Raw genomic sequence first — 23,064 nt, forward strand, 5'->3', positions numbered from 1 at the left:
CAGACTCAGCCGGGAGGACCCGAAGACGGGGCGACAGACCCAGTCGCTGGTGGGCTTTCTTCGGGGGCCGGCTCGACCGGGGCAGGTTCCGGGTTGGGGGCAGGGCCAGGACTGGGCTCTGGCGTAGCCGTCTGGGATCCCCGGGAATTGCCGAGAGCCAACAGCATCTCCGAGGTTCGCTGGGATAGCTGCCAGCCGCCGTGGATCGGCGTGAACTCCATCGGGAACGTGAACTCGCGATTCTCCGGTTGGGCGGTGGTGACGACGACGGTGGCCACCACATCGGACGGATTGGTCGCCGACCACGCGAGGTCGTTGGCAGCGAAGTTCATCGGCAGGTACCCGCCATCTCGGGCGGCGGTGGTGAACCGGTCCAGGGCCGCAGCGGTGTCAGGGGTTGACCCCTCAACCAGGTCCAGTTTCTTGTCTCCCGGAATGTTCGGATCGGCGAGCCGGGACAGCGCATCGACTAGGGCTTCGGGGGGTGGCAGGGGAGCGGACGGTGGGACCGGCAGGGCACTGGGTGCGGCCGGTGGCGCGGGTGCGACGGCCGACGTCGAGCTCTCGGCGTTGTCCGGTGACGGTGAACACCCCGCGACCCCCAACGTCGCCACGGCGGTGATGGCGGTGATGGCGGTGATGGCCAAGCGGCGGTTTCGGTGCATCCAGCGGCGGGGTCGGCTATCGGCGTTTCAGGGAAGTTCGCGAAGACGACACTCGCGAAGATGGAGTGCAAATCACACCCTCGGGCGCGGCGCCCATCGGCATCAGGACCGCGGCGGCTGTGGCTAGGGATTTCACGTCGCGGCGCTCCTTTCTGTCGGCCCAAGTGGTAGCCGAGATTACCAGTGGACTTCAACTTGTAACTTTTCAACGGCATTTGGTTCCGCACATGAAGCCGCGATCGCCGGTAGCGTTGGGGTATCCGCTGCACCATTCCTGGTGTGGGAAAGGAGCGCAACATGGCTGATTCAGAGCGTTCCGAAGCATTCGGGACACCCGACGACACCCCCTTGTCCAGCAAAGATGCTGCCGAATTAGAACAGCTGCGGCGTGAAGCCGCGGTGCTGCGTGAGCAACTCGAGAGCGCAGTTGGGCCGCAAGGCACGGCGCGGTCTGCCCGCGATGTGCATCAGCTCGAAGCCCGCATCGACTCGCTTGCCGCCCGCAACTCCAAATTAATGGAAACTCTTAAAGAAGCCCGGCAGCAGTTGCTGGCGCTGCGCGAAGAGGTCGACCGGTTGGGTCAACCGCCCAGCGGTTATGGCGTTCTGCTGTCGACGCACGACGACGACACGGTCGACGTGTTCACCTCCGGCCGCAAGATGCGCCTGACCTGCTCGCCCAACATCGAAATCTCGTTGCTGCGGAAGGGCCAGACGGTTCGGCTCAATGAGGCCCTGACCGTCGTAGAGGCCGGCACGTTCGAATCGGTCGGCGAGATCTCCACCTTGCGAGAGGTGCTCGCTGATGGTCATCGGGCGCTGGTCGTCGGCCACGCGGACGAGGAACGCATCGTCTGGTTGGCTGAGCCGCTGGTTGCCGAGGACCTGCCGGATGGTTTTCCCGACGCGCTCAACGACGACACGAAGCCACGCAAGCTGCGTCCGGGTGACTCACTTCTCGTCGACACCAAGGCGGGCTACGCCTTTGAGCGCATCCCCAAGGCCGAGGTCGAGGATCTGGTGCTCGAAGAGGTGCCCGACGTCAGCTACGAGGACATTGGTGGCCTGACGCGCCAGATCGAACAGATTCGTGACGCGGTCGAGCTGCCGTTCCTGCACAAGGAGTTGTACCGGGAGTACGCGCTGCGCCCGCCGAAAGGCGTGCTGCTCTACGGCCCGCCTGGTTGCGGCAAGACACTGATCGCCAAGGCCGTGGCGAACTCGCTGGCCAAGAAGATGGCCGAGGTCCGCGGTGATGACTCTCGCGAGGCGAAGTCGTACTTCCTCAACATCAAAGGCCCCGAGCTGCTGAACAAGTTCGTCGGTGAAACCGAGCGTCACATCCGGCTGATCTTCCAGCGGGCCAGGGAGAAGGCCTCCGAGGGCACACCGGTGATCGTGTTCTTCGACGAGATGGACTCGATCTTCCGTACTCGCGGCACCGGGGTTTCCTCCGATGTCGAGACCACGGTGGTTCCGCAGCTACTCAGTGAGATCGACGGGGTGGAGGGACTCGAGAACGTCATCGTCATCGGTGCTTCCAACCGCGAGGACATGATCGATCCGGCCATTCTGCGGCCAGGGCGACTGGACGTGAAGATCAAGATCGAGCGGCCCGACGCCGAAGCGGCACAGGACATCTACTCGAAGTACCTCACCGAGACGCTGCCTGTTCACGCCGACGACCTTGCCGAGTTCGAGGGCGAACGTCCGGCGTGCATCAAGGCGATGATCGAAAAGGTCGTCGATCGGATGTACGCCGAGATCGACGACAACCGGTTCCTGGAGGTCACCTACGCCAACGGTGACAAGGAAGTCATGTACTTCAAGGACTTCAACTCCGGGGCGATGATCCAGAACGTTGTCGACCGAGCCAAGAAGAATGCGATCAAGTCGGTGCTCGAGACCGGCCAGCCAGGCCTGCGCATTCAGCATTTGCTCGACTCGATCGTCGACGAGTTCGCCGAGAACGAGGACCTGCCCAACACCACCAACCCCGATGACTGGGCACGGATCTCGGGCAAGAAGGGCGAGCGGATCGTCTACATCCGCACCCTGGTGACCGGCAAGTCGTCGAGTGCCAGCCGGGCGATCGACACCGAGTCCAACCTCGGCCAGTACCTGTAAGGGGCGCTACCTGGAAGAGGGTCAGTCGACCTCGAGCGAGTAGCTGTTGGACAGGTCGTCCTGCGTCACGTGAGCGGGGCGGTCGGTGGTGTCGACGCGCAGCGTCTCGGCCAGCACGCGTGGCTCATAGGACCATCCTTCCGGCAGGTCCAGTCGTGCGGCCAGGCCGGGTAGGTCGGCGCGGGCAAGGTTGGGGTCCACCACCTGGCTCCAGGTCTGCATCACCCAGCGTTGTCCACCCGGGTCGATGAGTTCGTAGATCTCTGCGCCGGCGTTGAAGACAAACACCGTGTGACGGTTCACCCGATTGACGGTGTAGGGGGCGGGGCTCATCGACGACATCTGCACGGTTGCCTGCTTGAGCATTTCGATTCCGCCGAATGACTTGCTCTCCGGCGGCCCCTGGGGCTCCTTCTCAATGCTGTTCATCAGCCAGTAGCGGGGCCCGTTGAGCAGGGCTGCGGCCACCCCGTTTTCGGCGGCCAGGGCTTGCGCGTCCAGCGCGGACCACAGTTCCGCGGGGCAATCGTTGAGCGGAAAGCTGTTGTAGACGGTGGCTTGTGGACCGGATTCACCGATTTCGACGAGAAGCACCTCGCCGTAGCGTTTCCCGGATAAGTCTTCTACCTGCTCGGGTACGGACACCAGCGTGAAGTTAATCACCGCCGGGACTGGCGTCAACATCGGTGTCATCGATGTTGGCGCGGTAGCGGCCGCGTGCGATCAAGGTGATGTGCAGGTTCTCGATGAGCGGGTCGACGAATGTTGCACGGTATTCGGCGTCACCAACTGCGCGGGCGCTGATGTACATGAAGGTCAACGCGCCAATGAACAGACAGAGATGGATCAACGAATCCGGCACCGGCACGGTCAGCCCGAGCACGGTCGCGTTGCTGGACACGTTGTGGCTCCATTCCTGGAGCAGGGCTGGGCTGAGCACGATCAGCCCGAGGATGACGTAGATGGTGGCGGTCAGCATCGCCACCACCATGATCTGCACCAACTGGTGGGCGGTGAGCACGAAGACCACATTGGCCCGCTCGGCTCGGGTTAGCGGCCGGCTGCTCGGCGGATCCGGCATCGCCGCAAACGGGGTGTCGGCCAGTTCCTGGCAGTTCTTGGGCTGCACGGTCGGTGCCTGCAGCATGGGTTTGACTCGCTCCGCGGTGGTGGAGATGACGAATACGCTCGCGATACCGACCAAAAATGCGATGGCCAGGGCCAGCCGCTCCGCGCTGATTGTGGAGGCCATCAGCCAGATGTTGCTGTTGAAGAAGACCAACGTGGTCAGCAGAACGACGGGCAAGGCTCGAACCGCCAGGGCGCCGATCGTCGCCAGGTGCGACAGCGTCATTCGGACCGACCACCCGGTGACCGATCCGATACCGCTACCGGTGAGCAACAGCACCATCACCGCGGCCAGGGCCGCGTCCGGCAGATGAGACACCGAGGTCTCAACGATCAGGACGATTGCCACCAGGCTGACCGCCACGGTCGCCGCCACCGAACGCTTCCGGCTGTCGGACAGTCGCGACACCAGCCAGCCGACGAACGTGATCAAGACCGGTGCGATCGCGACCAGGGTCACCAGCACCCATTCGCGGGGTGTCGGTTGCCCATCGATGACGACCTCGTCGCCGTGGGTGATCAGCAGAATCGGGAGTGTCCAACAGTGCAGTGTCGCGTACGCGGCCAGCACCGGGGCAGACCGTGACCACAGCCGCCGCCAACGGGCCCGCCTGGTCAGCACCGCGGGCAAGCCCCGTTCCAGAAACCAGCTTTCCGCCGCGGCACTCGACGGGTCTCGGCGTGCCGGAGCGCGGTGCGGGGAAGGGTTCATGCCGGCTCAACCCTAGCGGCGGCCCACCGTTGCTGCTGTGCTAGTTCAACGTGCTGATGATGTGTCTTTCGGTTTCATTCCCGTCGATCGTGCCGCCACTGCGTTTGTGCTTGTAATCAAAGACGGTGGACTACGCGACCACTACCACCTGCCCGGGGTGCAGAGGGGTGCAGACCGGCGATGTTGAACGGTTTGTTGGCCAGCGGTCCCGTGATCTCGTCGCCGTTCCACGTAACTACGTCCACCCACATGTACTCCCGGGTGCCGTCCGGGCCCTCAAAAGCGGCCTTGACTTGCATAAATTCGCCGGGCGGCAGCCCTTCGTTGAACGCGGCGCGCAGCGCGGGCAGCTTGGCTCGCGCGGATCGGCTGGCGGCTGCCAATGCGTCGTTGTGGGCAGCGGGAACGATCGAAGCTCCGGAGTCGAACGCGGCGCAGAGAATCGCGTGCCGACGGGCCCCAGCGTCCTGGCCCGGTCCTCGGTCGAAGGTGATCTCGAGTAGCCGGTTCATCGGATCGCCGTCGTGGTGCTCGCCCATTCTCACGGTGAGCGGCGCGGCCCCGGTCGCGTTGGGCCTCAAACGCCGGTAATCCAGATCGAATTCTCCGGAACGATCGACAACGGGCCGATCAGCGATCGCCTGGCAGAACGCGCTCACGAGCTGTCCGACGTTGCTGCATACCGACCGCGGCACCTGGTTCACGACTACGTCGGGCAGCCCAAACTTCGCCATTCCCAGCGTGACGACTCGCATCTGGCCATTGATCTCGTAGGCGTGAATGATCGTATGGTCGTCAACATCTGGGGTTGGTCTGGTCCATCGATCGACCCTGATTTCCTGCCAGGCGCCCGGCGTGAATATCTGCCGAGTCTCGGCATCCCAAATCAGTCCGCCAGTGGCGGCGGTGAGGCTACCCGTTAGCTGCTGCGCGGCACGAAGACGATCCCAAGCCTGCTCAATCGGGCAGCTGAAGTTGAGGATGAACGCGGCCTGGGTGGACTGTAGAGCGACGGCCAGCTGCGGGCTGACGCCGTAGTTGAAGAGTTCAACAAATTCCGGATCCGGCGGGGGATAGTCGTTTCGCGGATCGATGTTGGCGAAGGCACATACCGTCGGCTCCGTCTCGTCACCGTTGATGGACTCCACCTGGTGAAATCCGGCGGATGTGTTCGCCAGCAGTTCATCCAGGGTGTCGAAGGGGTCTGCGGCAGGCATGGGCAGGTAATAGATCGCGAATGTGAAGGCAATCCCGCCGTCGAGCAGCGGCCCGGCCGGAATCAGGTCGGTGACGTCCTGCCCTTGCTGAAAAGGGTTCGGGCTCACCGTTGGCCGCCCCGGGTAGCCGTGCCGGCGGTGCGAGGAGAAGTTGGCAAACTCATCGGAAATAGCAACGGCTGCAAGATTTTTAACGTCAACGTAGATTCCCCGAGGGGCTCGATGCGACGGTCAGCCGAGACCGTATCAACCCCGCGCGGTCCGCACCACTAGGCGTGCGGGCAACTTGTATCGCGAATTGCGGAGGTTGCTGTCCCAGCGCGGCATGCCAGCCTGGGGACGCCCACCTCGCCCGCGGCACGGGCCGCTGAGATGTTCTGGGTCGGCGGGCCTAGGCTCTAGGCATGCAACGGATTATCGGAACGGAGGTCGAGTACGGCATCTCGTCGCCGTCGGACCCGACAGCCAACCCGATCCTCACTTCGACGCAGGCGGTACTGGCCTATGCCGCGGCCGCCGGCATCCAGCGCGCCAAACGGACCCGGTGGGATTACGAGGTGGAATCACCGCTGCGCGACGCTCGGGGTTTCGACCTGAGCCGCTCCGCGGGTCCACCGCCGGTGGTGGATGCTGACGAGGTCGGCGCGGCAAACATGATCCTGACCAACGGGGCGCGGCTGTACGTCGACCATGCACACCCCGAGTACTCCGCACCCGAATGCACCGATCCGCTCGACGCGGTGATCTGGGACAAAGCCGGGGAGCGGGTGATGGAGGCCGCGGCCCGCCATGTCGCCAGCGTCCCCGGTGCCGCGAAGCTGCAGCTGTACAAGAACAACGTCGACGGCAAGGGCGCGTCCTACGGATCGCACGAGAACTACCTGATGAGCCGGCAAACCCCGTTTTCGGCCATCATTGCCGGTCTGACGCCCTTTCTGGTGTCTCGGCAGGTGGTCACGGGCTCCGGCCGTGTCGGCATCGGGCCCTCCGGTGATGAGCCGGGCTTCCAGCTGTCCCAGCGATCCGACTACATCGAGGTCGAGGTCGGCTTGGAGACCACGCTCAAGCGCGGCATCATCAACACCCGCGACGAACCGCACGCCGACGCCGATAGGTACCGCCGGCTGCACGTCATCATCGGCGACGCCAACCTGTCTGAGACGTCGACCTACCTGAAGCTCGGCACCACTGCGCTGGTGCTCGACCTGATCGAGGAAGGTCCGGCGCACGGCATCGACCTGACCGACTTGGCGCTGGCCCGCCCGGTACACGCGGTGCACGCCATCAGTCGTGATCCCTCGCTGCGGACGGCAGTGGCGCTTCTCGACGGCCGTGAACTGACCGGTCTTGCATTGCAACGGATTTACCTCGAACGGGTGGCGAAACTGGTCGATGGCCGTGACCCCGATCCCCGGGCTTCACACGTCGTGGAAACCTGGGCAGACGTGCTCGACCGGCTCGAGCGTGACCCGATGGATTGTGCCGAGGTCTTGGACTGGCCGGCCAAACTGCGATTGCTCGAAGGTTTCCGGCAGCGGGAGAACTTGAACTGGTCGGCGCCCCGCCTGCACCTGGTCGATCTGCAGTATTCCGATGTCCGGCTGGACAAGGGGCTCTACAACCGGCTGGTGGCGCGCGGATCGATGAAGCGGTTGGTCAGCGAACACCAGGTGCTCGAGGCCGTGGAGAACCCGCCCACCGACACCCGCGCGTACTTCCGCGGCGAATGCCTGCGCCGGTTTGGCGCCGACATCGCCGCGGCGAGCTGGGATTCAGTGATCTTCGATCTGGGTGGGGATTCGCTGGTGCGTATTCCCACGCTCGAACCGCTGCGCGGCAGCAAGGCCCATGTCGGAGCGCTGCTGGATTCGGTGGACAGCGCGGTCGAACTGGTGGAACAACTCACCAGCTGAGGGCCCTTGATGGGGCAGGCGCGTGAGGCGAGATGGTGACGGCATAGCCCGACAAATGGGGCTTCAGCCGGGAAACGTCGGGGCTGGCCGGTACTGTTAGGGAAAGACCGGCGGGGGCGTGAGTCACGACCCCCCCGGCATCTAATCGGCCATGACGAAGCAGGAGGCGGCGATGGCTCAGGAACAGACCAAACGTGGCGGTGGTGGCGGCGATGACGAAGACGTCACCGGCACCACCGCCGCGGGCCAGGAGCGCCGCGAGAAGTTAGCTCAAGACACCGACGATCTGCTTGACGAGATCGACGACGTCCTTGAGGAGAATGCCGAGGACTTCGTTCGCGCGTACGTCCAAAAGGGCGGCCAGTGACCTGGCCGTTGCCTGATCGCCTGTCCATAAATTCGGCCATTTCCGGATCCGCTGTAGACCTATCATCGTTCGCTGAATTCCTCCGCCGCCAGGCGCCGGAGTTATTACCTGCGAGCATCAAACACGGTGGGGGTGCCGTGGGTGACCAGTTGCCGCACGCCACCACCATCGTCGCCTTGAAGTATCCCGGTGGTGTCCTGATCGCCGGGGACCGGCGTTCGACGCAGGGCAACATGATCGCCGGGCGCGATGTGCGCAAGGTCTACATCACCGACGACTACACCGCCACCGGCATCGCCGGCACCGCCGCGATCGCCGTTGAGTTCGCGCGTCTTTACGCCGTGGAACTCGAACACTACGAAAAGCTCGAGGGCGTGCCGCTGACATTCGCCGGCAAGGTCAACCGGCTGGCCATCATGGTGCGTGGCAACCTGGCGGCCGCAATGCAGGGATTAGTGGCCCTGCCGCTGCTGGCAAGCTATGACATCCACGCGTCTGACCCGAGGTCCGCTGGTCGCATCGTCTCGTTCGACGCTGCCGGCGGCTGGAACATCGAGGAAGAGGGCTACCAAGCGGTGGGTTCGGGATCGATCTTCGCCAAATCGTCGATCAAGAAGTTGTACGCGCAAGTCACCGACGCCGATTCCGCGCTGCGGGTGGCCGTCGAAGCGCTCTACGACGCAGCCGACGACGATTCGGCCACCGGCGGCCCGGATCTGGTCCGCGGGATATACCCGACAGCGGTCACCATCAATGCCGACGGTGCGGTTGACGTACCCGAGGTCCGCATCGCCGAACTGGCTCGTGAAGTCATCGGAAGTCGTTCACGCGCTGACACTTTCGGCCCTGACGGTGGTGAGAAGTGAGCTTCCCTTACTTCATCTCGCCGGAACAGGCGATGCGCGAGCGCAGCGAGCTCGCGCGAAAGGGTATTGCGCGCGGCAAGAGCGTGGTGGCGCTGGCCTTCGCCGGCGGTGTGCTGTTCGTTGCCGAGAATCCGTCGCGGTCGCTGCAGAAGATCAGCGAACTCTACGACCGGGTGGGTTTTGCGGCCGCCGGCAAGTTCAACGAATTCGACAACTTGCGCCGGGGCGGGATTCAGTTCGCCGACACCCGCGGTTATGCCTACGACCGTCGTGACGTCACGGGACGCCAGTTGGCCAACGTGTATGCACAGACGCTGGGCACCATCTTCACCGAGCAGGCCAAGCCCTACGAGGTCGAGCTATGCGTCGCTGAGGTGGCGCACTACGGGGAAACGAAGGCGCCCGAGCTCTACCGAATCACCTACGACGGGTCGATCGCCGATGAGCCGCATTTCGTGGTGATGGGCGGGACCACCGAGCCGATCACGACGGCGCTCAAGAACACCTACACCGAAAACGCCGATTTGCCGGACGCGCTGGATATCGCGGTGGAGGCGCTACGCGCCGGTAGCGCGGAGAATTCCAGCAATGACCAGCCCGTACTCGGTGTGGCCAGCCTCGAAGCCGCCATCCTGGACGCCAACAAGCCGCGGCGCGCGTTTCGCCGGCTGACTCGCTCGACCCTCGAAACACTGCTGCAGGAGCGGGATTCCAAGGAATCTGCCGAGTCAGAAGAGCCCATAGAGTCCGAAGAGGGCAAGAAAACGGGCAAAAAATCCGACGCCGATTCGTCTGATTAGCGCCCCGCCGGTGCGGCTGCGCACCGCTGCGACAACCAGTACGCTCGATTACGTGCAGCGACGAATCATGGGCATCGAGACAGAGTTCGGTGTCACCTGCACCTTCCACGGTCATCGCCGGCTGAGCCCTGACGAGGTTGCCCGGTACCTGTTCCGCAGGGTGGTGTCCTGGGGGCGCAGCTCCAACGTATTCCTGCGCAATGGCGCGCGTCTCTACCTCGACGTGGGCAGCCATCCGGAATACGCCACCGCCGAATGCGACAGCCTGGTGCAGCTGGTTACCCACGACCGGGCTGGCGAATGGGTGCTCGAAGACCTGCTGGTCGACGCCGAGCAGCGGTTGGCCGACGAGGGCATCGGCGGCGACATCTACCTGTTCAAGAACAACACCGACTCGGCCGGCAACTCCTACGGTTGCCACGAGAACTACCTGATCGTGCGGGCCGGCGAGTTTTCCCGGATCTCCGACGTGTTGCTGCCGTTCCTGGTCACTCGTCAGCTGATCTGTGGGGCGGGAAAAGTGTTGCAGACCCCCAAGGCCGCAACATTTTGTCTGTCCCAACGCGCCGAACATATCTGGGAGGGCGTCTCGAGCGCGACCACCCGCTCACGTCCGATCATCAACACCCGCGACGAGCCGCACGCCGACGCGGAGAAGTACCGGCGTCTGCACGTGATCGTCGGCGACTCCAACATGTGCGAGACGACCACCATGCTCAAGGTGGGCACCGCGTCGCTGGTGCTGGAGATGATCGAAGCGGGAGTGCCGTTCCGCGACTTCTCGCTGGACAACCCCATCCGTGCGATCCGTGAAGTCAGCCACGACGTCACCGGTCGGCGTCCGGTTCGGCTGGCCGGCGGGCGTCAGGCCAGTGCGCTCGACATTCAGCGGGAGTACTACTCCCGCGCCGTCGAGCATCTGCAAACCCGGGAGCCCAACGCACAGGTCGAGCAGGTCGTTGATCTGTGGGGCCGCCAGCTTGACGCCGTCGAAAGTCAGGATTTCGCGAAGGTCGACACCGAGATCGACTGGGTGATCAAGCGCAAGCTGTTCCAGCGTTACCAGGACCGCTACAACACGGAGCTGTCGGACCCCAAGATCGCCCAGCTCGATCTGGCCTACCACGACATCAAGCGCGGGCGCGGCGTCTTCGATCTGCTACAGCGCAAGGGCCTGGCGACACGCGTCACCACCGACGAGGAAATCGCCGACGCCGTCGACAACCCACCACAAACCACCCGCGCCAGGCTGCGCGGTGAGTTCATCAGCGCCGCACAGGCGGCCGGTCGTGATTTCACCGTCGACTGGGTGCACCTCAAGCTCAATGACCAGGCGCAGCGCACGGTGCTCTGCAAGGACCCATTCCGGGCGGTCGACGAGCGGGTCAAGCGGCTGATCGCGAGCATGTAGCCGAGCCCGCGCGCGGGTGATCGGTGAAGCTGGGCAAATCTAGGTTGGTGTAAATGGCGACTTCCAAAGTCGAGCGGATGGTGAATCTGGTCATCGCTTTGCTGTCCACTCGTGGCTACATCACCGCTGAGAAGGTCAGGTCTAGCGTGGCGGGCTATTCGGACAGCCCGACCGCTGAGGCGTTTTCGCGGATGTTCGAGCGCGACAAGAACGAGCTGCGTGACCTGGGTATCCCGCTCGAGGTTGGCAGGGTATCGAGTACCGATCCCACCGAGGGCTACCGGATCAACCGCGACGCGTACGCGCTGCCGCCGGTCGAGTTGACTCCCGATGAAACGGCGGCTGTCGCGGTGGCCACCCAACTGTGGGAGTCCCCTGAGCTGATCACCGCCACCCAGGGCGCGCTGCTCAAGCTGCGGGCCGCCGGGGTCGACGTCGATCCCGACGCGCCGGTGGCCATTGCCTCGCCGGCCGGGGTGCCGGGTTTGCGCGGCTCCGAGGACGTCCTCGGAATTTTGTTGGCGGCCATTGACTCCGGTCAGGCGGTGCGGTTCCCGCACCGGGCGTCCCGCCACGAGCCCTACGTCACCCGCACCGTCGAGCCTTGGGGGGTAGTGACCGAGAAGGGGCGCTGGTATCTCGTGGGCCACGACCGCGACCGGGGAGCGACCCGCACGTTCCGGCTGTCGCGGATCGGCGCCGACGTCGCACCGGTCGGTGCGCCCGGGGAATCGAAGGTACCCGAGGACGTGGATCTGCGACAGATTGTCGCCCGGACCGTCGCTGAGTCACCGACCGGCATGCAGGCCACGGTATGGGTCGCCGACGGGCGTGCCACCGCACTGCGGCGTGCCGGACGGTCGATGGGGCCACGGCGACTGGCCGGCCGCGACGGCGAAGTCATAGAACTCGAAATCGGATCCAGCGATCGGCTGGCCCGCGACATCACCGGTCACGGTGCCGACGCCATCGTGCTCGAGCCGCCCGCGCTGCGCGAGGATGTGCTGGCCCGGCTGCGGGCGCTGGCCGGGGTCGAAGAGGCGCTTGCGTGAACCCCGCCGACGACGATGCGCGGCGAAGCGATGAGAAGGAGCGGCGCTGATGAGTCCCGTATCCACTCGGCTGGTGCGGCTGCTCAACATGGTGCCGTACTTCCAAGCCAACCCGCGGATCACCCGCGTTGAGGCCGCCGCCGAGCTAGGCGTGTCGGCCAAACAGCTGGAGGAGGACCTCAACCAGCTGTGGATGTGTGGCCTGCCCGGCTATTTCCCTGGAGATCTGATCGATTTCGAGTTCTCCGGCGACACCATCGAGGTGACGTTCTCGGCCGGCATCGACCGTCCACTCAAACTCACGTCACCGGAGGCCACCGGCCTGCTCGTGGCGCTGCGGGCGCTGGCGGACATCCCAGGCGTGGTCGACCCGCAGGCCGCGCGCAGCGCGATCGCCAAGATCGCGGCGGCGGCCGGCGCGGCCGCGCATAGCAGCACCCTGTCGGCGGTCGACGAGCCCGCTCCGTTGGAGAGCCCCGCCGCTGCCGCGGTGCGCTCCGCCGTGCTCGACAAGCGCGCGTTGACCATCGACTACTACTCCGCATCGCACGACACGTTGACCACCCGGACCGTCGATCCCATCCGAGTGTTGTTGATCGGCGGCCACAGCTATCTGGAGGCCTGGTCACGCGAGTCCGAAGGGGTCAGACTGTTTCGTTTCGACCGGATCGTGGACGCCGTCGAACTCGGTGAACCCGCGATGCCGCCGGAGCCCGCGGTGCAGGCGCCCCCCGACACGTCGCTGTTCGACGGCGACCCGGCACTGCCGTCGGCGACGCTGCGGGTGGCGCCCTCGGCGTCGTGGATGTTCGAGTACTACCCGATCCGGGAGCTGCGCCAGCTCGCCGATGGATCCTGCGAGGTTGCCATGACCTACGCCTCTGAGGATTGGATGACCCGTCTGATGCTGGGCTTCGGGTCGACGGTGCAAGTGCTGGAGCCCGAGTCGCTAGCGCAGCGTGTGCGGGCCGCCGCGGCGACTGCCCTAAACGCGTATCAGGCCGCCGAGCTGGCCTAAGGCCGAATTCAAGCCGTCGATGTGCGGCCCGTACCCGCGGCGCGCGGCACGGAGTGTTGTTTGCCTAGCCGGGCGAGCAGCCCCTACTGCGGTAGCATCGGGGGTTGACGTCTGGAGGTAATCAAAGTGGGCAGTCTTAGTCCGTGGCATTGGGCGATCCTCGCTGTTGTGGTGATCGTGCTGTTCGGTGCCAAGAAGCTTCCCGATGCGGCGCGCTCGTTGGGCAAGTCGATGCGAATCTTCAAGTCGGAGATGCGGGAAATGCAGAGCGAGACCAAAGCGGAACCCTCTGCTATCGAGACCAACACGGCAAACCCCACGCCGGTGCAGTCGCAGCGGATCGACCCTGCAGCGGCCACAGGTCAGGACCAGACCGAGGCGCGGCCTGCCTAGGCCGGCAGCACCGTCGGGTTGCCTGAGCTTTACTGACCTACCGTGGTGAACGGTTTCCGGGCCTCAGCACGCGCCGGGGCTCTCTTCAAACGACTCAATCCTCGGATGCGGCGTAGCCGCGTCAATCCTGACGGCACGATGTCGCTGGTCGGTCATCTGACCGAGCTGCGTACCCGGTTGCTGATCTCGTTGGCCGCGATCCTGCTCACGACGATTTTCGGGTACATCTGGTACTCGCATTCGGTCTTCGGACTAGAAAGTCTGGGCGAGTGGCTGCGTCAGCCTTACTGCTCGTTGCCGCAGTCGGCGCGAGCGGACATCAGCGCGGACGGGCAGTGCCGGTTGTTGGCCACTGCGCCGTTCGACCAGTTCATGTTGCGGCTCAAGGTCGGGATGGCGGCCGGGATTGTGCTGGCGTGCCCGATCTGGTTCTACGAGCTGTGGGCGTTCATCACCCCTGGGCTCTACCAGAAGGAACGCCGGTTCGCGGTGGCGTTCGTCATCCCCGCGGCGCTGCTGTTTGTGGCCGGCGCCGTGCTGGCCTACCTGGTGCTGTCCAAAGCGTTGAGCTTCCTGCTCACCGTCGGTAGCGACGTGCAGGTGACGGCGCTGTCTGGCGACCGATATTTCGGCTTCTTGATCAATCTGCTGGTGGTGTTCGGGGTCAGCTTCGAATTCCCCCTGCTGATCGTCATGCTCAACATGGCTGGTCTGTTGACCTACCAGCGGCTCAAGTCCTGGCGGCGCGGTCTGATCTTTGCCATGTTCGTGTTCGCGGCGGTGTTCACGCCCGGGTCGGATCCGTTCTCGATGACGGCACTGGGCGTGGCCCTGACGGTGCTGCTCGAGTTCGCCATCCAGATCGCCCGGCTGCACGACAAGCGCAAAGCCAAGCGCGAGGTGTTGCTTGCCGATGACGAAGCATCGTCAATCGAGGAGCCCGAGCCGATACCGACGCCGTCGGCCCCCGGCGGATCCCATGACGACATCACCTAGGCCACCTCGCCGCGAGCGTGCGTGTCGCGACAGCGACACGCCGCACTGGCCGTGCAACTGCGCACCCTCGCGCCCTCGGGCGGCCGCGTGACAGAGCTGGTCGAGCTAGCCTGGTTCACCGCCGACTTACCCTTCGCGCTCGATGACTTCCAACGGCGCGCCTGTGCTGCCCTGGAAGGTGGGCACGGCGTGCTGGTGTGTGCCCCGACGGGCGCGGGAAAGACGGTGGTCGGCGAATTCGCGGTGCACCTGGCGCTGGCTTCGGGAGGCAAGTGCTTTTACACCACGCCGCTCAAGGCGCTGAGCAACCAGAAACACACCGATCTGACGGCGCGCTACGGCCGCGACAAGATCGGGTTGTTGACCGGTGATCTGGCGGTCAACGCAAACGCGCCCGTGGTCGTGATGACCACCGAGGTGCTGCGCAACATGCTTTACGCGGATTCTCCCGCGCTACCGGGGCTGTCCTATGTGGTGATGGACGAGGTGCATTTTCTCGCCGACCGGATGAGGGGCCCGGTGTGGGAGGAGGTGATCCTGCATCTGCCCGACGAGGTGCGGGTGGTCAGCCTGTCCGCGACCGTGAGCAACGCCGAGGAGTTCGGCGGTTGGATCCAAACCGTTCGGGGCGACACGGCCGTGGTGGTCGATGAGCATCGGCCGGTACCGCTGTGGCAGCACGTTTTGGTGGGCAAGCGCCTGTTCGACCTGTTCGACTACCAGGCTGACAAACCGGCGGGTTCGAGCCGTCAGGCGCGCGTCAACCCGGACCTGTTGCGTCACATCGCGCATCGCCGCGAGGCGGATCGGATGTCGGACTGGGAGCCGCGTCGGTCTGGACGCGGCGAATACGGCAGAGGGGGCCGGCCGCGGTTTTACCGCCCGCCGCCACGTCCGGACGTCATCGCGACCCTGGATTCGGCGGGTTTGTTGCCGGCGATCACTTTCGTATTCTCCCGGGCTGGTTGTGATGCGGCGGTCCAGCAGTGCCTGCGTTCACCGCTGCGGTTGACCAGCGAGGAGGAACGCGCCCAAATCGCCGAGGTGATCGATCACCGGTGCGGCGATCTTGAGGACGACGACCTGGCGGTACTGGGCTACTACGAGTGGCGCGAGGGGCTGCTGCGCGGCCTGGCCGCCCACCATGCCGGGATGCTGCCGGCGTTTCGGCACACCGTTGAGGAACTGTTCACCGCCGGCTTGGTCAAAGCCGTTTTCGCCACCGAGACCTTGGCGCTGGGCATCAATATGCCCGCGCGCACCGTGGTGCTGGAACGGTTGGTGAAGTTCAACGGTGAGCAGCACGTCCCGCTGACGCCGGGGGAGTACACGCAGCTGACCGGGCGCGCCGGTCGTCGCGGTATCGATGTCGAGGGCCACGCCGTCGTGCTCTGGCATCCCACCGACGAAAACGCCGATCCGTCGGCGGTGGCCGGGCTGGCCTCGACCCGCACCTTCCCGCTGCGCAGTTCGTTTGCCCCGTCGTACAACATGACGATCAACCTGGTGCAGCACATGGGCCCGGAGCAGGCGCATCGGCTGTTGGAACAATCGTTCGCGCAGTACCAGGCCGACCGATCCGTGGTGGGCCTGGTCCGCGGCATTGAGCGGGGCAGGGAGATGCTCGACGAGCTGGCCGCCGAGCTCGGTGGGCCCGACGCGCCGATCCTGGACTATGCCCGGATGCGTGCGCGGGTGACCGAGATGGAGCGATCCCAGGCCCGTGCATCCCGGCTGCAGCGTCGGCAGGAGGCCAGCGAAGCGCTGGCCGCGCTGCGCAAGGGAGACATCATCACCATCACGCACGGACGCCGTGGCGGGCTGGCAGTGGTGCTGGAATCCGCCCGCGACAGCTCCGACCCGAGGCCGTTGGTGCTGACCGAAAACCGGTGGGCTGGGCGGATTTCGTCGGCCGACTACACCGGCGAGTCGCCGCCGGTCGGATCGATGACACTGCCCAAGCGTGTCGAACATCGCCAGCCGCGGGTCCGCCGCGATCTGGCCTCGGCACTGCGGTCGGCCGCCGCGGGTATGACGGCGCCAGCGGCCCGCCGCGAGAAGACGCGAGCGCCGCACGATCCCGATCTGGCGTCGCTCCGCGAAAAACTGCGCCGGCATCCCTGCCACAACGCGCCCGGAGTCGAAAGCCGGATCCGTCAAGCCGAGCGCTACCTGCGCATCGAACGGGACAACGCGCAGCTGGAGAACAAGGTCGCCGCCGCCACCAATTCGTTGGCTCGCACGTTCGACCGGATCGTCGGCCTGCTCACCGAGCGTGAGTACATCCACGGCCCAGCCGATGATCCTCGGGTCACCGATGATGGCCGCTTGTTGGCGCGGATCTACAGCGAGAGTGATCTGTTGGTGGCCGAGTGCTTGCGCACCGGCGCGTGGGCGGGGTTGAAGCCGCCGGAGCTGGCGGCGGTGGTGTCCTGCGTGCTCTACGAAACGCGCGGCAGTGACGGTGGCGGTGGCCGTCCCGGGGTCGAGGCGCCGACGCCGCGGTTGCGTCAGGCGCTCATCCAGACGTCGCGGCTGTCGGTGGCGCTGCGTGCCGACGAACAAGCGCACCGGATCGGCCAAAGCCGCGAACCCGACGATGGTTTTGTTAACGTCGTTTATCGCTGGGCGCGCACCGGGGACCTGTCGGCGGCATTGGCCGCCGCGGACATCGAGGGCCCCGGTTCTCCCTTGTCAGCGGGGGATTTCGTGCGCTGGTGCCGCCAGGTGCTCGACCTGCTTGACCAGGTGCGCAACGCCGCCCCGGACCCCGAAGTGCGGGCCGCCGCAAAGCGCGCGATCAATGACATCCGGCGCGGCGTCGTCGCAGTTGACGCCGGGTAGGCTGGGCCGCAGCTACGGTTAGATCCGGAAATGTGATCGCAGGACCACCAGAGGACACTTGGGGCCAGTTCGTGGCCAGGACAGACGAACGAACTGAGGAGAAACAATGAGCGGACCGCAGGGACCAGATCCTAGACAGTCGTGGCAACCACCCGGCCAGGGCGGTGACCATTCCTCAGACCCGACCATGGCTGCCGGATCGCCTTGGCAGCAGCCAGGCCAGGAAGGGTCGTGGCAACCGCCGTCGTATCCGGCCGCTGACTACCAGCAGTACCAGCAACCTGTCGAGCCGGCTTATCCGCAGCAGTACCCGGCCGCACCCGGCTATGGGCAGTCCGACTTCGGTTCCCAGCCCACCCAGTTCGGGGCGCCTCCACAGTTCGGCCAGCCCGGCCAATATGGCCAGCCCGGTCAATACGGCCAGCCCGGCCAATATGGCCAGCCGGGGCAGCCAGGGCAACCGGGGCAATACGGTCAGCCGGGTCAGTACCCGGGCCAATTCAGCCCGTACGACCAGTCGGGTCAGGGATCCAAGCGCTCGATGGCGCTCATCGGCGGGGTGGTCGGCGGAATTGCGCTGCTCTTCGTGGTCGTCATTCTGGTGCTCGGGTTCTGGGTGCCGGGATTCTTCGTGACTACCAAGCTCGACGTCAGCAAGGCCAATGCCGGTGTGCAGCAGGTTCTGACCGATGAGGCCAATGGCTACGGCGCCAAGAACGTCAAAGACGTCAAGTGCAACGACGGCACCGACCCCACCGTCAAGAAGGGTGCCACCTTCGATTGCACCGTCAGCATCGACGGCGCATCTAAGCACGTGACCGTGACTTTCCAGGACAACAAGGGCACCTACGAGGTTGGCCGACCGCAATAGCGGTCGGAAGCGTCACGAAGGCAACGCGTCCAGAGCCTTCTGTAGTCGCGCGATCGACGATCCGACGCCATATTCGGTAGCCAGCTCGGCGGTGCGCTGAGGGTCGGCGGCAACCAGCGGCAGCGCGTCGGTGGGCGTCGTGAAGGTGACCGGCGCATCGGTGGCCACCCGTACTACCGAGCGGGCGGCATCGATATAGGCCGAGGCCGCAAGCAGTTTCGTCCGCACACCCTTGGCCATCGTGGACTTGGGGTCGTGCGCGGCGGCCACGATCCGATCCAGTGAGCCGTGCTGGGCCAGCAAGGTAGCCGCGGTCTTTTCACCGACCCCGGGCACCCCGGGCAGGCCATCGGAGGGGTCGCCGCGCAGCAAGGCCAGCTCGGCATAGGCCGCCCCGGCCCGCTCCGCGGGCAACCCGTACCGTTCGGCGACCTCGGAGGGCCCGAACAGCGTGGCTTTGGGCAGCCCGCGGCCCAGGTAGAGCACCCGAACCGGGACCGGGTCGTCGGCCACGACCTGCAGTAAGTCGCGGTCCCCGCTGACCACGACCACCGGGTCCCGCTGTTCCTGGGCTGCCAGCGTTCCCAGCACATCGTCGGCTTCAAAACCTGCTGCGCCCGCGACCGGGATTCCGAAGGCGTCAAGCAGTTCCATGATCATGTCGACCTGCGGAGTCAGCTCGTCTGGCACTTCCTCGACGTCGGGCTGTCCGGCGGGCTCGGGCTCGGCGACCCGGTGCGCCTTGTAGGACGGGATGAGGTCCACCCGGAATTGCGGGCGCCAATCCAGGTCCAGGCAGACCGCCAGCCGGCTGGGCCGATGCTGGGTGATCACCACCGCCATCGAGTCGATGAATCCGCGGACGGCGTTGATCGGCCGGCCATCCGGAGCGGTGATCGACGAAGGAACGCCGAAGTAGGAGCGGAACCACATGCTGGCTCCATCCAGCAACAGCAGGGGTGCAGGCATGCGGGCTATCCTGCCAGCGCCGGTGCGGGGGCGGTCACCCTGGCGACGATGTGGGCGCGCAGCGGGTGAAGAGGAGCCGGGCAACCGCGCATCCGCCAGTCGCCGGGCATTAGCCTGGCTGGCATGGATTCTGGGCGATTCGACACCGCGGTGTACGCGCGACGTTTGGCCGCGGCGGCGGCCGCGACCGAGCAGGCCGGCCTTGCCGGTCTGGTCATCACTCCGGGCTATGACCTGCGCTATCTCATCGGCTCGCGCGCCGATACGTTCGAGCGGCTCACCGCGCTGGTGCTGCCCGCTTCTGGGGTGCCGACCATCGTCTTGCCGCGCTTGGAGCTCGCGTCGCTCAAGGAGTCGGCCGCATCGGATTTGGGAGTGTGCGTGCGCGATTGGGTCGACGGCGATGACCCGTACCAGCTGGTGGCCGAGGCGTTGGGGGGTGCGCCCGCAGCTACCGCGGTTACCGATTCGATGCCGGCCCTGCACTTGTTGCCGCTGGCCGATGCGCTGGGGGTGCTGCCGGTATTGGCTACCGATGTGCCGCGTCAGCTGCGGATGGTCAAGGAGGCGGCCGAGGTGGACGCGCTGGCCAAGGCCGGAGCCGCCATTGATCGGGTGCATGCCCGGGTACCGGCGTTTCTGGTGCCCGGCCGCACCGAGGCGCAGGTTGCCGCCGGCATTGCCGAAGCGATTGTTGCCGAGGGGCATTCGGCAGTGGCATTCGTCATCGTCGGATCCGGTCCACATGGCGCCGATCCGCACCACGGATATTCGGACCGAAAGTTGCAGGTCGGCGACATCGTCGTGGTCGATATCGGGGGGACATACGAGCCCGGATACTACTCGGACTCGACCCGAACCTACAGCATCGGCGATCCTAGTCCTGATGTGGCACAACAGTATTCGGCCCTGCAGCGGGCTCAGCGTGCGGCCGTTGATGCGGTCCGTCCGGGGGTTACGGCGGCACAGGTCGACGCTGCCGCCCGTGACGTGCTGGCCGACGCCGGATTGGCCGAGTACTTTGTGCACCGCACCGGACACGGTATCGGGCTGTGTGTGCATGAGGAGCCCTATATCGTCGCCGGCAACGAGTTGCCGCTGGTCGCGGGCATGGCGTTCTCGGTCGAGCCGGGCATCTACTTTCCGGGCCGGTGGGGAGCCCGCATCGAGGACATTGTGGTGGTTACCGAAAACGGTGCGTTATCGGTCAACAATCGGCCGCACGAGCTGATGGTGGTGCCGGTGTCTTAGCGTCCAGATGTCGGCTGCGCCAAGTAGGTTGGCGGGGTGTCATTGGTGGATCTAGCGCTGCTTCCTTTTCGTATCGCGCGTAGCGTTGCCGAGGCCGTGGTGCCCGTGGGGCAACGTTCGCCGACACCCCCGGCCGAACTCATCGTGGTCGACGGGATGCCCGAGGGGGTGCCACCGGCCGCGCGACGGCCTGAGCCGACGCTTCCGGTACCGGCGGGATGGCCGTTCGGCGAGGAATTCCCGCGTACGTGTGGCGCCGCTCGCCTGGCCGGCGGGGCGCTGTTTTGGACCGACTTCATCTACGACGATCATGGCGCGACGGGTCTGCCGGTCGGCGATCTGAAGATCCAGGCGCCGCCGCGGGGCACTTACGTCTATCCCGATGGTCCCGCGGCCGGCAACGGCGCCGACATCTTTCGCGTGGCGATCGGGCTCACCGAGACGCACACCTGGTGGCGCGTCGACTGGAACACGCTGCAGGACGCCACCGTGCCAATCGCGCTGTTCACCTTCGACACCGATCGCAGCCGTAGCGCGTCAGCGGACTGGCCGGCTGGGGCCGGTGTGCGCTCGGAGGGCATCGACATGGCGCTGCTGATCTCGGGGCGCAGCGCCCGGCTGATCGATCTGGTCACGCACGTGCAGACTCCCGTCGAACACAGCGTCGACCTGCCGGCACGGTCGTTTCTGGCGCGGGTGCCGCGGTCGGTAGTGGAGCCGTCAGGGACTTGGACCGTTCGGCTGGCCGCCGGATTGGCCAACTCGGCGGGGGACGGGTTCGCCGACATGCCCGCCGAACGGGGTGCCCTGCCGGGCCAGCCCAACGTCTACAACGTGGCGTTTCGCACCCACAATCAGGAGCAGCCGCATCTGAACTTCTGGTCTGACGAGGCCCAAGCCGCCGCGCTGACCAGCGGTGACGTTTCGGAATTCGCGGTAGCCGTGGCGTGGGACCAGTTGGCAGGCCGAGAAACCGCACCCGAACCGGTGATCACCGGTCCCTCGACGCGCTGGTATGTGTCCTCGGTGGAGCTCGGGCAGGGTGTGGCTGCGGGAAACGTTCTGGACACCGATCCGCAGTTTCTGGGCCGGGTGCAGCCGTACTCGGTGTGCTTGCCCTCAACCTATGCTCCCGGCCGCGCGATGCCGCTTACCTTGCTGCTGCATTCGCTTGCGCTGGGGCAAAACCAGTTCGCTTCGATCGATCCGCGCCTGCTGCACGAGGTTTGCGAAACCCGAGGCTCGGTGGTGGTCACCCCGCTGGCGCGTGGTCCGTCTACTTGGTACTTCGGCGCCGGTGAACTCGACGCGTGGGAGGTCTGGGCGCGGGTGGCCGAGCAGTTGGGGACCGATCCCAACCGCACGGTGGTTTCTGGCTATTCGATGGGCGGCTACGGCGCTTACAAGCTGGGCTTGACCTATCCCGAGGTGTTTGCCCAGGCAGTTGTGCTGGCCGGGCCGCCGACGTGTGGGGTGCGCCTGGTGCCCAACGTCGACATCCCGGCCGATTTCAACCTGGACTCGCCCTGCGCCCGGGAGGGCGATAGCTGGGAGCTACTGGGCAACGCGCGCTGGCTGCCGCTTGTGATCGCCCATGGCCTGCTCGACGAGCTGGTGCCGTTCCCGTCGGTGGCCGAGCAGGTGCTCGAGCTGGACCGCCTCGGCTACCGGCACCGATTTACAGTCTATCCGTTCGAAGACCACATCGCCTGGATCCTGCAGGACAAGTTCAACGATCCGATCGCGCACATGGGAACCGGCCTGCGCCAAGCGGATCCGGGGCACATCACCTTTGCGTGGTATCCGCAGTTGGTGCGGGCCGATTTGGGGATCGGGCCGCACCAGGTGTGGTGGTTGTCGGAGCTGACCGCCGACCCCGCGGTGACGGCGCGCCGCGGGGCCACCGCCGAGGTCGATGCCCGTTCCTATGCCCGACCTGACCCGATGCACAGCATTCGGCGCCATCGCGGTTTCGTTCCGCATTTCGATCCCACACCCGGGCTCTACACCGAGCTGGATTGGCAGGTGGGAGGGCCCGTGGACGAGCTGCCGTATCTAACCCTGCGGCTCACCGGGGTGGCCAGCCTGACCGTCGACGTCAAGCGCGCGGGGTTGGCCTCGCTGCCGTCATCGACGATTCAGGTGGCTACCGACACCGCCGCACAGATCACGCTTGGCGCGTTGCCCGCCGGGGTGGAGGTGAAGCTGGATGATCAGCCAGTAGGTACGACGGTGTCGGTTCCTATTGGGCGGCACAGTATTACGTTGACGCGTAGCTGACGCGTCGCGGCCGGTGATGGGTCGGCTAGCCGCCGGCGCAGCGGGCCTTCATTGTGGCGTCCTTGGCGTTGACGTCATCGGCCACGCGTTGTCTGCGCACCCCTTGCTAGGGGCTGTGGACTGGTGGCTGGTGCTCCCCACCAGTCGTCGCTAGATTTAGCGCGCAAAAACAGGGTGAATACCG

General features: G+C 65.6%; 19 protein-coding genes. 14 read left to right on the forward strand and 5 right to left on the reverse strand.

Annotated features, from left to right (window positions below):
• Positions 1-5: 5 nt before the first annotated feature.
• Positions 6-665, reverse strand: a complete 660-nt coding sequence (locus MMSP_RS14225) for a hypothetical protein (RefSeq protein ID WP_036426519.1) — start codon at positions 663-665, stop codon at positions 6-8.
• Between the two features lie 297 nt (positions 666-962).
• Here MMSP_RS14225 and arc point away from each other — a divergent pair, with 297 nt between their 5' ends.
• Positions 963-2,792 carry a proteasome ATPase gene (gene arc / locus MMSP_RS14230; protein WP_020787185.1) on the forward strand — a complete coding sequence of 610 codons (1,830 nt, stop codon included), beginning with the start codon at positions 963-965 and terminating at the stop codon, positions 2,790-2,792.
• Between the two features lie 21 nt (positions 2,793-2,813).
• Here arc and MMSP_RS14235 read toward each other — a convergent pair whose 3' ends face one another.
• The 3 genes from MMSP_RS14235 to MMSP_RS14245 all read right to left on the reverse strand — a co-directional run bounded on the left by MMSP_RS14235 (position 2,814) and on the right by MMSP_RS14245 (position 5,957).
• Positions 2,814-3,437 (reverse strand): hypothetical protein, encoded by a 624-nt coding sequence (locus MMSP_RS14235; RefSeq protein ID WP_020787186.1) that lies wholly within the window; start codon positions 3,435-3,437, stop codon positions 2,814-2,816.
• A gap of 10 nt (positions 3,438-3,447) precedes the next feature.
• Positions 3,448-4,632, reverse strand: coding sequence for a hypothetical protein (locus MMSP_RS14240; RefSeq protein ID WP_200861949.1), 1,185 nt, complete (start codon positions 4,630-4,632; stop codon positions 3,448-3,450).
• Positions 4,633-4,748: 116 nt separating this feature from the next.
• On the reverse strand, positions 4,749-5,957 hold the full coding sequence (locus tag MMSP_RS14245) for a DUF2314 domain-containing protein (protein ID WP_020787188.1): 1,209 nt from the start codon (positions 5,955-5,957) through the stop codon (positions 4,749-4,751).
• 296 nt (positions 5,958-6,253) lie between these two features.
• Here MMSP_RS14245 and dop point away from each other — a divergent pair, with 296 nt between their 5' ends.
• The 11 genes from dop (at position 6,254) to MMSP_RS14300 (ending at position 18,380) form a co-directional block, all read left to right on the forward strand.
• Positions 6,254-7,762 (forward strand): pup deamidase/depupylase, encoded by a 1,509-nt coding sequence (gene dop, locus MMSP_RS14250; RefSeq protein WP_012394771.1) that lies wholly within the window; start codon positions 6,254-6,256, stop codon positions 7,760-7,762.
• 172 nt (positions 7,763-7,934) lie between these two features.
• Positions 7,935-8,129: a ubiquitin-like protein Pup gene (locus MMSP_RS14255; RefSeq protein ID WP_012394770.1), complete on the forward strand. Its 195-nt coding sequence runs from the start codon at positions 7,935-7,937 to the stop codon at positions 8,127-8,129.
• Positions 8,126-8,995, forward strand: coding sequence for a proteasome subunit beta (gene prcB / locus MMSP_RS14260; RefSeq protein WP_011740318.1), 870 nt, complete (start codon positions 8,126-8,128; stop codon positions 8,993-8,995). Before MMSP_RS14255 ends, prcB begins: the two co-directional genes overlap by 4 nt.
• The gene (gene prcA, locus MMSP_RS14265) at positions 8,992-9,795 is read left to right on the forward strand and encodes a proteasome subunit alpha (protein WP_011740317.1); all 804 of its coding nucleotides are present in this window, start codon (positions 8,992-8,994) and stop codon (positions 9,793-9,795) included. Before prcB ends, prcA begins: the two co-directional genes overlap by 4 nt.
• Before the next feature lie 52 nt (positions 9,796-9,847).
• Positions 9,848-11,206: a Pup--protein ligase gene (gene pafA, locus MMSP_RS14270; RefSeq protein WP_085981849.1), complete on the forward strand. Its 1,359-nt coding sequence runs from the start codon at positions 9,848-9,850 to the stop codon at positions 11,204-11,206.
• 53 nt (positions 11,207-11,259) lie between these two features.
• A complete protein-coding gene (locus tag MMSP_RS14275) occupies positions 11,260-12,258 on the forward strand; it encodes a YafY family protein (protein WP_015355671.1) in 999 nt (332 codons plus the stop codon).
• A gap of 49 nt (positions 12,259-12,307) precedes the next feature.
• Positions 12,308-13,276 (forward strand): YafY family protein, encoded by a 969-nt coding sequence (locus MMSP_RS14280; protein WP_020787190.1) that lies wholly within the window; start codon positions 12,308-12,310, stop codon positions 13,274-13,276.
• Between the two features lie 126 nt (positions 13,277-13,402).
• Complete coding sequence (gene tatA / locus MMSP_RS14285) at positions 13,403-13,669, forward strand: Sec-independent protein translocase subunit TatA (RefSeq protein ID WP_011740313.1); 267 nt, start codon at positions 13,403-13,405, stop codon at positions 13,667-13,669.
• A gap of 105 nt (positions 13,670-13,774) precedes the next feature.
• On the forward strand, positions 13,775-14,665 hold the full coding sequence (tatC, locus tag MMSP_RS14290; RefSeq protein WP_086084997.1) for a twin-arginine translocase subunit TatC: 891 nt from the start codon (positions 13,775-13,777) through the stop codon (positions 14,663-14,665).
• Between the two features lie 87 nt (positions 14,666-14,752).
• Positions 14,753-17,509 carry an RNA helicase gene (locus MMSP_RS14295; protein WP_036427283.1) on the forward strand — a complete coding sequence of 919 codons (2,757 nt, stop codon included), beginning with the start codon at positions 14,753-14,755 and terminating at the stop codon, positions 17,507-17,509.
• Positions 17,510-17,615: 106 nt separating this feature from the next.
• The gene (locus MMSP_RS14300) at positions 17,616-18,380 is read left to right on the forward strand and encodes a DUF4333 domain-containing protein (protein WP_020787193.1); all 765 of its coding nucleotides are present in this window, start codon (positions 17,616-17,618) and stop codon (positions 18,378-18,380) included.
• Positions 18,381-18,392: 12 nt separating this feature from the next.
• Here the strand turns inward: MMSP_RS14300 and MMSP_RS14305 are convergent, their stop codons facing one another.
• On the reverse strand, positions 18,393-19,349 hold the full coding sequence (locus tag MMSP_RS14305) for a 5'-3' exonuclease (RefSeq protein WP_015355675.1): 957 nt from the start codon (positions 19,347-19,349) through the stop codon (positions 18,393-18,395).
• 123 nt (positions 19,350-19,472) lie between these two features.
• On the opposite strand from MMSP_RS14305, the gene MMSP_RS14310 reads away from it, so the two are divergent.
• The gene (locus MMSP_RS14310; RefSeq protein WP_020787194.1) at positions 19,473-20,600 is read left to right on the forward strand and encodes a Xaa-Pro peptidase family protein; all 1,128 of its coding nucleotides are present in this window, start codon (positions 19,473-19,475) and stop codon (positions 20,598-20,600) included.
• Positions 20,601-20,636: 36 nt separating this feature from the next.
• Entirely contained in the window at positions 20,637-22,880 is a 2,244-nt protein-coding gene (locus tag MMSP_RS14315) for an alpha/beta hydrolase-fold protein (protein WP_036426521.1), read from the forward strand.
• Positions 22,881-23,064: the final 184 nt, after the last annotated feature.

It is taken from the genome of Mycobacterium sp. 012931 (genome assembly GCF_000419295.1).
In the GTDB taxonomy this organism is placed as follows: Bacteria; Actinomycetota; Actinomycetes; order Mycobacteriales; family Mycobacteriaceae; genus Mycobacterium; species Mycobacterium marinum.

Excerpts from the sequence above, each read along its gene's own strand:
- tatC (WP_086084997.1), top strand. The coding sequence starts at position 13,775 with ATGCGGCGTAGCCGCGTCAATCCTGACGGCACGATGTCGCTGGTCGGT.
- MMSP_RS14225 (WP_036426519.1), bottom strand. The coding sequence starts at position 665 with ATGCACCGAAACCGCCGCTTGGCCATCACCGCCATCACCGCCATCACC.
- arc (WP_020787185.1), top strand. The coding sequence starts at position 963 with ATGGCTGATTCAGAGCGTTCCGAAGCATTCGGGACACCCGACGACACC.
- MMSP_RS14255 (WP_012394770.1), top strand. The coding sequence starts at position 7,935 with ATGGCTCAGGAACAGACCAAACGTGGCGGTGGTGGCGGCGATGACGAA.
- dop (WP_012394771.1), top strand. The coding sequence starts at position 6,254 with ATGCAACGGATTATCGGAACGGAGGTCGAGTACGGCATCTCGTCGCCG.
- MMSP_RS14300 (WP_020787193.1), top strand. The coding sequence starts at position 17,616 with ATGAGCGGACCGCAGGGACCAGATCCTAGACAGTCGTGGCAACCACCC.
- MMSP_RS14310 (WP_020787194.1), top strand. The coding sequence starts at position 19,473 with ATGGATTCTGGGCGATTCGACACCGCGGTGTACGCGCGACGTTTGGCC.
- MMSP_RS14275 (WP_015355671.1), top strand. The coding sequence starts at position 11,260 with ATGGCGACTTCCAAAGTCGAGCGGATGGTGAATCTGGTCATCGCTTTG.
- MMSP_RS14305 (WP_015355675.1), bottom strand. The coding sequence starts at position 19,349 with ATGCCTGCACCCCTGCTGTTGCTGGATGGAGCCAGCATGTGGTTCCGC.
- MMSP_RS14240 (WP_200861949.1), bottom strand. The coding sequence starts at position 4,632 with ATGAACCCTTCCCCGCACCGCGCTCCGGCACGCCGAGACCCGTCGAGT.
- MMSP_RS14280 (WP_020787190.1), top strand. The coding sequence starts at position 12,308 with ATGAGTCCCGTATCCACTCGGCTGGTGCGGCTGCTCAACATGGTGCCG.